5 protein-coding genes and 2 pseudogenes are annotated in these 12,914 nt (G+C 43.5%); 3 read left to right on the top strand and 4 right to left on the bottom strand.

Annotated elements, in window-relative coordinates; translation table 11 throughout:
- Positions 1–67: 67 nt before the first annotated feature.
- The 4 genes and pseudogenes from J5O05_RS03060 to J5O05_RS03045 form a co-directional block, all read right to left on the bottom strand.
- Positions 68–1,573 (bottom strand): SpoVR family protein, encoded by a 1,506-nt coding sequence (locus J5O05_RS03060; protein WP_208843541.1) that lies wholly within the window; start codon positions 1,571–1,573, stop codon positions 68–70.
- 18 nt (positions 1,574–1,591) lie between these two features.
- Positions 1,592–2,880, bottom strand: a pseudogene (locus J5O05_RS03055) (YeaH/YhbH family protein).
- Positions 2,881–2,909: 29 nt separating this feature from the next.
- Positions 2,910–4,833: pseudogene (locus J5O05_RS03050) on the bottom strand (PrkA family serine protein kinase).
- A 185-nt stretch (positions 4,834–5,018) separates the two neighbouring features.
- Positions 5,019–5,600, bottom strand: a complete 582-nt coding sequence (locus tag J5O05_RS03045) for a Fe-Mn family superoxide dismutase (RefSeq protein WP_208843540.1) — start codon at positions 5,598–5,600, stop codon at positions 5,019–5,021.
- A gap of 237 nt (positions 5,601–5,837) precedes the next feature.
- Here J5O05_RS03045 and J5O05_RS03040 point away from each other — a divergent pair, with 237 nt between their 5' ends.
- From J5O05_RS03040 to J5O05_RS03030, 3 genes are all read left to right on the top strand, one after another.
- The gene (locus J5O05_RS03040) at positions 5,838–6,179 is read left to right on the top strand and encodes a Grx4 family monothiol glutaredoxin (RefSeq protein ID WP_280117689.1); all 342 of its coding nucleotides are present in this window, start codon (positions 5,838–5,840) and stop codon (positions 6,177–6,179) included.
- A 620-nt stretch (positions 6,180–6,799) separates the two neighbouring features.
- A complete protein-coding gene (gene gltB, locus J5O05_RS03035) occupies positions 6,800–11,257 on the top strand; it encodes a glutamate synthase large subunit (protein ID WP_208843538.1) in 4,458 nt (1,485 codons plus the stop codon).
- Positions 11,258–11,265: 8 nt separating this feature from the next.
- Positions 11,266–12,681: an FAD-dependent oxidoreductase gene (locus J5O05_RS03030; protein WP_208843537.1), complete on the top strand. Its 1,416-nt coding sequence runs from the start codon at positions 11,266–11,268 to the stop codon at positions 12,679–12,681.
- Positions 12,682–12,914: the final 233 nt, after the last annotated feature.

Genomic DNA, 12,914 nt, shown 5'->3' with positions numbered 1-12,914 from the left:
AATACAAAAGGCGTGTCGATGAACACGCCTTTTAACTATCAATCTTTTTATCAACACTTACGACAAGCTACAACTCATCTTCAGACATAGGGCATTGCGTCAGTAGCTCGATGTTTCCATCCTCATTTTCTTGCTCAAGCCGCACGGTAAAACCCCAAAGACGATACAGGTGTTTGAGTACTTCTTTGCGTGAATCGGCAAGCGGTATCCCATTGTGTGGCACATAGCGAAGGGTTAATGACCGATCTCCGCGCACATCGACACTGTATACTTGAATGTTCGGCTCGTGATTACTTAAGTTATACTGGGCCGAAAGGGATTGTCTAACTTCTTGGTATCCACTGTCATCGTGAATTGCACCAACTTCTAAGTTAGGTGACTTTTGTTTATCAATTATGGTGAAGAGCTTGAAATCTCGCATGACTTTGGGAGACAAGAATTGGCTAATAAAGCTTTCATCTTTGAAATTTTCCATAGCAAAGTGAAGCGTATCAAGCCAATTGCTTCCTGCAAACTCAGGAAACCACCTTTTATCTTCATCTGTTGGGTGTTCACAAATTCGGCGTATGTCACACATCATGTTGAAGCCTAATGCGTAAGGGTTTATACCTGAATAGTACTTACTATTATAAGGCGGTTGGTAAACTACATTCGTATGACTTTGCAGAAACTCCAGCATGAACGCATCCGATAATTTTCCTTCGTCATAGAGATGATTTAGGATGGTGTAATGCCAAAACGTTGCCCAACCTTCATTCATGACTTGAGTTTGCTTTTGAGGGTAGAAGTACTGCGAAATCTTGCGAACAATACGAATTATCTCACGTTGCCAAGACTCCAATAAAGGTGCATGTTTTTCAAGAAAATACAAAATGTTTTCTTGCGGCTCAGATGGAAAACGAATCTTTTTCTGTTTTTGTTCCTGTTGATTTGCCGGGATGGTCCGCCAAAGCTCGTTGATTTGAGATTGAAGATAATCTTCTCGTTCTTTTTGACGCTTTTGTTCTTGCTCCATAGATATACGCTGTGGGCGTTTGTATCTGTCCACGCCATAATTCATCAGCGCATGGCAAGAGTCGAGTAAATTTTCAACTTCATCAATACCATACTTTTGCTCACAAGAGGCGATGTAGTTCTTTGCGAAGACTAAATAGTCAATGATGGAAGATGCATCTGTCCATGTCTTGAACAAATAGTTATTTTTGAAAAATGAATTGTGACCATAACACGCATGCGCCATTACTAATGCTTGCATAGGCATGGTGTTTTCTTCCATTAAATAAGCAATACAGGGGTCTGAATTGATCACAATTTCATAAGCAAGACCCATTTGGCCACGCTTATAGTGTTGCTCCGTTTGAATAAACTTTTTACCAAATGACCAATGATTGTAACCTATAGGCATGCCTACACTGGAGTAGGCATCCATCATTTGTTCTGCGGTAATGATTTCTATTTGGTTAGGGTAGGTCGAAAGTCGGTAATGTTCGGCTACCCTTGCAATTTCTTTATGATATTCGTCCAGTAACTCGAACGTCCAATCTGGCCCGTCATTTATTGGGTTATAACTCATATCGCTCCCTCCCGAAATTTATGCTGCACCTAGTTGCTGGCGGTTTTTCTTGAAGAGCCTCCCTAAAGATTGGATAGATATCCTCAACACCTCGAATGTGTTGGATTGCAAAGTTTTCGTTTTGCGCTGCAATTGCTTGATATTCCCGCCATAGACTCTGATGTGCACGAGTTGTAATTTCGATATAGGCGTAATATCTCACCTGTTTGAGAATACGACTGCGTAAGATCTCACTACAATGTGGCGAATCATCCGCCCAATTGTCGCCGTCGGAAGCTTGTGCCGCATAGATATTCCAGTCACCTTGAGCATAACGTTCACGGATAATATCATCCATCAGTTTTAGTGCACTGGATACAATGGTGCCACCAGTTTCTTGAGAGTAAAAAAACTCTTGCTCATCCACTTCTTTCGCTTGAGTATGATGGCGAATATAAACGACCTCGATATTTTTGTATGTCCGGGTTAAGAATTGGTAAAGCAAAATGTAAAAGCGCTTCGCCATATCTTTGGTTGCTTGATCCATTGAGCCTGAGACATCCATTAGGCAAAACATGACTGCTTTGCTAGTAGGATGAGGCCGCTTTTCATAGTTTCTAAAACGAAGGTCGTAATTATCAATAAAAGGAACTGCTGCAATTCGGCCTTTCAAAAATGCGATTTCGTCTTCAATTTCTTGAATTCGCTGTTGCTGTGGAACAGGTTCCACAAGAAGTTCAGCAAGTAGCTCTTCGAGGCTCTTTAACGCGTCTGCGTTTTGATGCACTCATCGCAACGCGACGAGCCAGCGAACCTCGAAGAGACCGAACGATGTCGAGGTTACTCGGCATACCGTCATTACAGAAGCCAGCTCGATGTGTTTTCATTTGTACCAATTTGTCGAGTTGGTTTTCCTTTAAATTAGGTAGCTCTAAATCCTCAAAAAGTAGGTCTAAATATTCATCTTTAGAAATAGAAAATACAAAGTCATCAGTGCCTTCACCTTGGTTACTTGCTTCACCCTCTCCACTACCTGAGCCAGACCCTCCTTGCGGAGGGCGCTTAATTTGATCACCAGTTGAAAACTGATCATTACCAGGATGCACTCGTTCTCGATTGCCTCCTTGTCCTTGGTGAAATATTGGCTCGCTGATGTCTCTTTGCGGAATCGAGATGTTTTCACCACTCGAAATATCCGTCACACTACGTTTATTTATCGCATTAGAAACAGCTTCTTTAATCTGCTTCTTATAGCGCCTGATAAAGCGTTGTCGATTTAACGTGCTTTTGTTTTTACCGTTCAGGCGACGGTCTATAAAATGCGCCATAATTCACCCTCTCAGTACAAGCCAATGTTTTACTGCGATTTTCTTACACGTAAATACCATTCAGAGAGCAATCGGACTTGTTTTTGGGTATATCCTTTTTCCACCATACGGTTAACAAAGTCTTCGTGTTTTTTCTGATCTTCCGCTGATGTTTTCGCATTAAAGCTAATGACAGGTAAAAGATCTTCGGTATTTGAGAACATTTTCTTCTCAATAACCGTACGAAGCTTCTCGTAACTCGTCCAAACCGGATTGGCGCCGCCATGGTGTGCACGGACTCTTAAAACGAAGTTGACTATTTCATTACGGAAATCTTTCGGGTTTGAGATGCCGGCCGGTTTTTCAATTTTTTCCAGTTCAGCGTTAAGCGCGGCTCGGTCAAATAGTTGGCCTGTGTCTGGGTCTCGGTACTCCTGATCTTGAATCCAGAAATCGGCATAGGTGACATAGCGGTCAAAAATGTTTTGTCCGTATTCAGAATAAGATTCTAAATACGCCGTTTGAAGCTCCTTACCGATAAACTCGACATACTGCGGGATCAAATAGCCTTTTAAGTGGCTTAGGTAACGTTCTTGAACCTCCGGCGAAAATTGTTCACGCTCAATTTGTTGTTCAAGGACGTAGAATAAGTGGACAGGGTTCGCGGCTACTTCTGAGTGGTCGAAGTTGAAGACACGAGAAAGTATCTTGAACGCAAATCGAGTCGAAATGCCGTTCATGCCTTCATCTACGCCTGCATAATCACGGTACTCCTGATACGATTTAGCCTTTGGATCGGTGTCTTTTAGACTTTCCCCATCATACACGCGCATCTTTGAGTAGATGCTTGAATTTTCGGAGCTCTTTAATACGAGAAAGCGTTGTAAACTTCGCGAGAGTCTCAAGAGTTCCTGGTGCACATGGAGCAGATGAAAGTTCACTATTCTCAATCAATTTACGATAGATCTTAACTTCTTCAGAAACACGTAAACAATAAGGTACTTTCACGATATAAACACGATCGAGGAAAGCTTCGTTGTTCTTGTTGTTTTTGAACGTTTGCCACTCCGACTCATTGGAGTGAGCTAAGATAATGCCATTGAACGGCAACGCGGAGATGCCTTCAGTACCGTTGTAATTCCCTTCTTGAGTTGCAGTTAAAAGTGGGTGTAGCACCTTAATCGGCGCTTTAAACATTTCCACAAATTCCATTAATCCTTGGTTAGCAAGACAAAGCGCACCAGAATAAGCATATGCGTCCGGATCGTTTTGGGCAAAATGCTCCAACTTCCGAATATCGACTTTACCCACTAACGCAGATATGTCTTGATTGTTCTCATCACCAGGCTCTGTTTTCGCGATGGCAATTTGATTAAGAATAGAAGGATAGCGCTTAACCACTTTAAATTGGCTGATGTCACCGTTGAATTCGTGCAGCCGTTTGGTTGCCCAAGGTGACATGATTGTCTTCAAGTAACGTGATTTTATCCCGTATTCTTTCTCAAGCAGCGCACCGTCTTCAAGTGGATTGAACAGTGCAAGAGGGTGGTCGTTTACTGGAGAACCTTTCAGTGCGTAGACCGGTACTTTCTGCATAAGGTACTTGAGCTTTTCGGCAATGGATGATTTACCACCACCAACAGGCCCCAATAGATAAAGAACTTGTTTGCATTCTTCGAGTCCTTGCGCAGCATGTTTCAGATAAGAAACAATCTGTTCAATCGCATCTTCCATCCCATAAAATTCACTAAAAGCGGGATAACGAGCGATAACTCGGTTCGAAAAAAGGCGGCTAAGTCTAGGATCAGACGCCGTATCGACCATTTCGGGTTCGCCAATGGCCATCAGCAATCGTTCCGCTGAACTGGCGTAGGCGGATTTGTCGGTCTTACAAATCTCAAGAAACTCGGCAATACTATATTCTTCTTCTTGAGATGCTTCGTATCTAGCTTGATAGTGATCAAATATAGTCATAAAGACCTCCAGTAACCTGCGTAGTGAGAAAAGGCTCGAAAGTAGAAAGCTCGGTTACTTAAAGCTTAGACAGGGAATTGATAATTTGCCTAAAAATTCCAACTATTTAATTTATTTTGATCACGCTAAGTGGAAAGAAAAAAGGGCACCGAAGTGCCCTTTTTTGCAATTATACTGTTAACAGATTAAGCAAGGTTTGTGTTTGCGAAATCCCAGTTAACAAGTGCCCAGAAGCCTTTTAGGTATTCTGGACGCACATTGCGGTAGTCGATGTAATAAGCGTGTTCCCACAAGTCAACAGTCAATACTGGAGTAACACCTTCTTGAGTAAGAGGTGTCGCTGCATTAGACGTGTTGATAATGTCTAGAGAACCGTCAGCAAGTTGAACTAACCAAGTCCAGCTTGAACCAAAGTTGTTTACTGCTTTGTCATTGAACGCGTCTTGGAATGCTGCGAAAGAACCCCATTTTGCATTGATAAGTTCAGCAACTTTACCAGAAGGCTCACCGCCACCATTTGGAGAAAGGCTGTTCCAGAAGAACGTGTGGTTCCAAATTTGCGCCGCATTGTTGAATACGCCACCTTCAGAAGAACAAATGATTTCTTCAAGTGTTTTGCCTTCAAATTGCGTTCCTGGGATAAGACCGTTTAACTTAACAACGTAAGTGTTGTGGTGTTTACCGTGGTGGAACTCAAGCGTTTCTTGAGACATGTGTGGTTCTAATGCATTAATTGCGTATGGTAATGACGGTAGTTCAAATGCCATGATAATCTCCATTTTTATTAATTTCGTCGAAGCAGTTCGAAACATAGCCTACTAGCAAGTAGTTTTCTATACGAATCGACGTTATAGTGATACTATAATTCCCGAGTATTTTACTCAAGTTTTGGCAAACAGCAATGCCAAAGCGGATGACAATTTTTTGAACGCGGTGGATAAACCCATAATCGGGGTCAAAAGTATTTTATCGGTCGCAAAATCATCGTCAATTTGAGGTTAATGATGGAAACCATTGAAAAGATCAAACAGCAGATCGCTGAAAATCCAATTATTTTATACATGAAAGGCTCTCCAAAGCTTCCAAACTGTGGTTTTTCTGCACAAGCAGCGCAAGCGATGATGTCTTGTGGTGAGCAATTTGCTTATGTTGATATTCTTTTGAATCCAGACATTCGCGCTGAATTACCTCACTACGCAAACTGGCCAACGTTCCCGCAACTTTGGGTCGAAGGTGAGTTGATTGGTGGTTGTGACATTATTCTTGAAATGTTCCAACGTGGTGAGCTACAACCACTAATTAAAGAAACAGCCGCAAAATATAAAGAAGAAGCACAGGGCGAGTAAAGCTTGTGCGTAGTGCAGCTAGCGATAGCTGCACAAATCGGCGTGCAATGTAAAAATCTTTTTTCCTAACTCAATCCTATTCCTAAGCTTAATCTTAATCTCTTCTACATTAAAACACCGAGTAGCTAAACTAGTCGCCATGGTTTACGTATACGTTAACCTGCATGCAAGCTTTATTCAGCTTCCTTTCATTCTATTCATATCTTGTTTACTTTCAAAACCTCCTAGTTTCACGTCAAAGCAGCGAGTTCTATACTCAGTATTCAAAAAATAAATGGGTTAAAATGAATATATATTCACGCAATAATGCTTTACGTTTACGTAAGCTTCGCTTTGGTTTACGCCTAAAAAAACAAAATGGTTAATATGACACTGGTGTCATATTGCAAAATGGTAATTATTTTCTAGATTGGTGTGCAAAGCGTCTTGTTGTGTTAACGTCTAGATTGTTGAGAAATATTCATCATAATGAATATATATTCATTTTGTTATTGACGAAAGGGTTGGAAGTCGATAGCTTTGATGATCTGCCAGTTCCGTCGAACCGCTTGTCCTATGACAGTGCTGTGACGCAGTGTCCAAAGTGTATTTGCTGGTAGTTGTAGCAAGGGGAGGAGTTCATGTTATATGACTCAGCATTAGAAAAAGATAATTGTGGTTTTGGTCTGATAGCACAAGTCAATGGCCAAGCCAGTCATAAGTTAATTAGAACAGCGATTCAAGGTCTTGACCGAATGCAGCATCGAGGTGGTATTGCTGCAGACGGAAAAACTGGGGATGGTTGTGGTTTACTATTGCAAAAACCAGACACCTTTTTTAGAGCCATTGCGGCAGAAAATGAATGGCGTCTTGGTAAAAACTATGCAGTAGGAATGCTGTTTTTGAACGAAAACGCGGATCTAGCCGAAGCTTCACGTCGGGTGATTAACGAAGAATTAGAAAAAGAAACACTAACCATCGTGGGCTGGCGAGAAGTACCAACGGACCCAAGTATGTTAGGTCCTCTTGCTATAAAACAGCTGCCCCGTTTTGAACAAGTATTTGTCAGCGCACCTGAAGGTTGGCGACCAAAAGACCTTGAACGTCGCTTATATGTAGCTCGACGTCGGGCAGAGAAACGCTTGGAACAAGATGAGCAATTCTATATATCAAGCCTTTCTGGTGTTGTGATCGTTTACAAAGGCTTAATGATGCCTGCTGATTTGCCGAAGTTTTATCGCGATCTATCCGATATGCGAATGACTTCTGCAATTTGTGTGTTCCATCAGCGATTCTCAACGAATACACAACCAAAGTGGCCGCTCGCTCAGCCATTTCGATTCTTAGCCCACAATGGTGAAATTAATACTATTACAGGCAACCGACAATGGACTCGAGCTCGAGCTTACAAGTTTGCATCGCCATTAATTCCAGATCTTCAATCAGCAGCTCCTTTTGTGAATGAAACAGGCTCTGATTCATCAAGTCTGGACAATATGTTGGAGTTGTTTCTAGCTGGTGGCATGGACTTATTCCGTGCAATGCGAATGCTCGTTCCGCCAGCATGGCAGAAAAATCGTGCGATGGATGACGATTTGCGGGCCTTTTACGATTTCAATTCAATGCATATGGAACCATGGGATGGACCTGCTGGTATCGTGATGTCTGATGGTCGATTTGCAGCGTGTAACCTCGATCGAAACGGTTTACGTCCAGCACGGTATGTGATTACACAGGATGGTTTCATTACACTCGCATCGGAAGTCGGTATTTGGGACTATGCACCCGATGAGGTCATTGAAAAGGGGCGTGTTGGCCCTGGAGAATTGCTCGTTGTTGATACGCTTCACGGGAAAATTTGGCAGTCCGATGAAATAGACCAAGACCTAAAATCCAGACACCCATACAAAGCATGGCTTGAGCAAAACGTGAAGCGACTTGTTCCGTTTGAACAATTGGATGACAGTCAATCTGGTAACCGTGATTTACACGATAAAGCGCTCCTGACATATCAAAAACTGTTTGGATACAGTAATGAGGAACTCGACCAAGTTATTCGAATTATGGGTGAGAATGGTCAAGAGGCGACGGGGTCCATGGGCGATGACACGCCTTTCGCGGTGTTATCTCAAGGCACACGCTCCCTATTTGATTATTTCCGTCAAAAATTTGCTCAAGTCACGAACCCTCCAATCGACCCATTGCGTGAAAATCACGTAATGTCACTGGCAACGTGTATTGGAAGTGAACAGAACGTCTTTAACGAAACGACGGGTCACGCGAAGCGGTTGCAGTTTGAATCACCGATTTTGATGTATTCGGATATGCAACAGCTATTGAGTGCTGATGGGGCGTTTTATTCTCATAGCCGAATCGATATTAACTACAGTGAAGAAGAAGGTTTAGAAGCCGCAATCAAACGGATTTGTGATGAAGCTCAGGAGAAAGCGCGAGCAGGGACTGTGTTATTGGTTCTGTCAGACCGTGATATCTCGAGTGATAAACTGCCGATCCCCGCAGCGATGGCGGTGGGTGCTGTGCAGCAGCGTTTGGTCAATACGAACTTGCGATGCGAATCTAATATTATCATTGAGACGGGAGCAGCACGCGACTCGCACCATTTTGCCGTGTTGCTTGGATTTGGAGCAACAGCAATTTACCCTTATCTTGCTTATGAATCTTTAGTTGCGATGTGTGACAACAAAGTGATTAGTAAGTCGTATCGCAACGTTACGATGTCATACCGAAACGCCATCAATAAAGGTTTGTATAAAATCATGAGTAAGATGGGCATAAGTACGGTCGCATCTTATCGTTGTTCGATGCTTTTTGAAGCTGTTGGTTTAGCAGACGATGTAGTTGATCTATGTTTCAAAGGCGTATCAAATCGCATTAAGGGAGCAGGCTTTGAAGAGTTTGAAGGTGAGCAAAAGCTATTGCGCCAACTCGCCTATAGCCCACGTAAACTACTTTCTCATGGTGGATTGCTAAAATACGTTCACGGTGGGGAGTATCACGCCTATAACCCTGATGTTGTTCAATCACTGCAAGTGGCTGTGCGCTCGGGCAATTACAGTGATTATAAGAAATACGCTGAGCTTGTGAACAACCGTCCGGTCACCACGATACGTGACATGTTCAAACTGAACACGGAACAGCAAGCGATTTCAATTGATGAGGTTGAACCCGCCGAGGCCCTATATAAGCGTTTTGATTCTGCGGCTATGAGTATCGGCGCTTTATCGCCAGAGGCGCACGAAGCACTTGCAATCGCGATGAACCGACTAGGGGGTTATTCAAACTCGGGAGAGGGCGGAGAAGATCAGGCCCGTTTTGGCACGGAAAAGAATTCCAGAATCAAGCAGGTTGCGTCGGGCCGTTTTGGAGTAACACCTCACTACCTAAGAAGCGCAGATGTAATCCAAATTAAAGTCGCGCAAGGTGCGAAGCCTGGGGAAGGGGGGCAATTACCGGGTGAAAAGGTGACGCCGTACATTGCGAAATTGCGCTATTCAGTGCCTGGCGTGACGTTAATTTCACCACCACCGCATCACGATATCTATTCTATAGAAGATTTGGCTCAGTTGATTTTCGACTTAAAGCAAGTTAACCCAAATGCCATGATCTCGGTAAAATTAGTCTCAGAGCCTGGAGTCGGCACAATAGCAACGGGCGTTGCAAAAACCTATGCAGATCTCATTACGATTGCAGGATATGACGGTGGAACGGGGGCCAGCCCGCTTACGTCTGTTAAATATGCAGGCAGTCCTTGGGAGTTAGGCCTTGCAGAAACGCAGCAAGCGCTGGTGGAGAATGGGTTGCGTCACCGTATTCGACTACAAACAGATGGCGGCTTAAAAACAGGTTTGGACATCATCAAGGCAGCTATTCTAGGCGCTGAGAGTTTCGGCTTTGGTACCGGGCCTATGGTTGCGCTTGGTTGTAAATATCTCCGTATCTGTCACTTGAATAATTGTGCTACCGGTGTTGCCACTCAGGACGAAACGTTACGACAGAAGCACTACCACGGTCTTCCAGAAATGGCGATGAACTATTTCCGTTTTATTGCACAAGAGGCTCGTGAAATCATGGCAAGTCTTGGCATTTCAAAGCTGACGGATCTGATCGGTCGAACTGATTTACTCGACGTTATAGAAGGTCAAACCGCGAAGCAGAAGAAGCTAGACCTGTCGGCTATTTTGGCGAAGCCAAATAATCCATCAGGTGAATCATTATATTGCTCGGCATCAAATGCATCGCATTACACTGGTGAACTAAACGATAAATTACTAACAAAAACGCAAGCTGCAATTGAAAGCAAGTCACGCGCACATGTGGTATCACGCATTCAAAACACGGACCGTTCCGTTGGCGCCTCAATGTCTGGTTTTATTGCCTCATTGCATGGTAACCAAGGGATGGCAGCAGACCCAATCAGCATTGAATTGCATGGTACGGCAGGCCAATCATTTGGCGTGTGGAATGCGGGTGGTTTAGAAATGACGCTTGTGGGTGACGCAAATGATTATGTAGGTAAAGGGATGGCTGGTGGCAAGCTTGCAATCCGTCCACCACTTGGGTCTAGCTTCGCAAGTCATCAAGCAACGATCATAGGTAATACCTGTCTTTACGGCGCAACAGGTGGAAAATTGTTTGCTGCAGGTAAGGCTGGCGAGCGTTTTGCCGTTCGAAACTCGGGCGTGCTCGCAGTAGTTGAAGGTTTAGGTGATAACGGATGTGAATACATGACTGGCGGGGTTGTCTGTGTACTTGGTCAAGTTGGTGTTAACTTTGGCGCCGGCATGACAGGCGGCTTTGCCTACGTATTGGATGAAGAAAATGATTTTCATAAACGCTACAACGCCGAGTTAGTGGAAGTCGTTGAAGTTGATTCTTTACCTAGTCATCAAGAGCATTTGCGTGGACTTATTGCTGAACACTTAGAACAAACTGGTTCATCACGTGCTGAACAAATTTTGGCAAATTTTGATTTGTATATGCCTATGTTCAGACTCGTAAAACCCAAGTCGAGTGATGTAAAAAGTTTGTTAGGTCATCGTGCTCGTAGTAGCGCGGAACTTCGCGTTCAAGCACAGTAGGAGGCAGTATGAGCGAAAACGTTTATCAGTTTATTGATGTGCAACGAGTTGATCCTCGCAAGAAGCCCATCTCGACGCGAAAACAATCGTTTGTTGAAATTTACGAGCCATTCTCAGATAACCAAGTGAATTCTCAGGCTGACCGATGCCTAGACTGCGGTAATCCTTATTGCGAATGGAAATGTCCTGTTCACAATTTTATACCGCAGTGGTTGAAGTTAGTGAGAACAGGAAGACTATTTGAAGCTGCAGAACTGTCACATCGTACAAATAGCTTGCCAGAAGTATGTGGTCGAGTTTGTCCTCAAGATAGATTGTGTGAAGGCTCTTGTACACTTAATGAAGAGTTTGGTGCAGTAACTATTGGTAATATTGAGAAATACATAACCGATACTGCATTTGCAGCAGGGTGGAAGCCAGACTTAAGCTATGTCGTATGGACGGACAAAAAGGTCGCGATTATCGGTGCGGGACCGGCGGGACTTGGTTGTGCAGATATCTTGGTTCGAAATGGCGTGAAACCTGTTGTGTTCGATCGCAACCCTGAAATTGGAGGATTGCTCACATTTGGTATTCCAGCCTTTAAACTAGAGAAGTCAGTCATGGCGAAGCGTCGTGAAATATTCACTGAGATGGGTGTGGAGTTTAAACTGAATACTGAAGTCGGCAAAGATATCGCTATGGATCAGCTTCTTACAGAATACGATGCTGTGTTTGTCGGTGTTGGCACATACAAATCAATGCGCGGCGGATTGGAAAATGAAGGGGCTGAAGGTGTGTATGACGCGTTGCCTTTTCTCATAGGTAATACAAATCACCTTATGGGTTATAACATGGCAGATAACCCGTATATCAATGTTGCGAATAAACGCGTGGTGGTATTAGGTGGAGGCGATACGGCAATGGATTGTGTTCGAACGTCAATACGTCAAGGCGCAGCCAATGTAATCTGTGCTTATCGTCGGGATGAAGCGAATATGCCTGGTTCTCAGCGAGAAGTGAAAAATGCCAAAGAAGAGGGGGTTGATTTTCAGTTTAACCTTCAACCTAAAGGTGTTGTATTAGACGAACAAGGTAAGGTATCTGGCGTGAAAATGGTTCGTACACAACTGGGTACACCGGATTCAAAAGGTCGCCAGCGAGCTGAAGAAGTACCAAATTCCGAGTACGTTGTACCGGCAGATGTGGTCATTATGGCATTTGGTTTTCAGCCACATGATTTGTCTTGGTTACAAAAATACGATGTTACGGTGAACGAATGGGGCGGAATAATCGCACCAGAACGCGGTACTTATACACACCAAACCAGCAACCCTAAAATCTTTGCTGGAGGCGATGCGGTAAGAGGATCTGATTTGGTAGTAACGGCTATTTTTGAGGGACGTAATGCGGCAGAAGGGATACTTGAGTACTTACATGTTTAATTAGAGTCTTCCTAACGACTCGTAAGCCCAGCATTGCTGGGCTTTTTTTTAAAAGGCTGGATGTAAGTGAGGTTTATAGCCTGATAGGCTATTGCGTAACGGCATCATTTTCGTTAAATGAAGCAAGTAATTAGTGTCCATTCAAACTCTGTTTTTGATAATTGTTCAGATTCCACTTCCAAATAACCACACGTTATCTAATAGTTAATTCGACACCGAAAAATGATCAACTC

It is taken from the genome of Pseudoalteromonas xiamenensis (genome assembly GCF_017638925.1).
GTDB classification, from domain to species: Bacteria; Pseudomonadota; Gammaproteobacteria; order Enterobacterales; family Alteromonadaceae; genus Pseudoalteromonas; species Pseudoalteromonas xiamenensis.
The sequence above is the reverse complement of the archived record's forward strand: the minus strand, read 5'-3'. Positions and strand labels throughout refer to the sequence as shown.

What these genes read in the sequence shown, in the direction of transcription:
- J5O05_RS03060 (WP_208843541.1), bottom strand. Translation starts at nt 1,573, where the DNA reads ATGAGTTATAACCCAATAAATGACGGGCCAGATTGGACGTTCGAGTTA.
- gltB (WP_208843538.1), top strand. Translation starts at nt 6,800, where the DNA reads ATGTTATATGACTCAGCATTAGAAAAAGATAATTGTGGTTTTGGTCTG.
- J5O05_RS03045 (WP_208843540.1), bottom strand. Translation starts at nt 5,600, where the DNA reads ATGGCATTTGAACTACCGTCATTACCATACGCAATTAATGCATTAGAA.
- J5O05_RS03040 (WP_280117689.1), top strand. Translation starts at nt 5,838, where the DNA reads ATGGAAACCATTGAAAAGATCAAACAGCAGATCGCTGAAAATCCAATT.
- J5O05_RS03030 (WP_208843537.1), top strand. Translation starts at nt 11,266, where the DNA reads ATGAGCGAAAACGTTTATCAGTTTATTGATGTGCAACGAGTTGATCCT.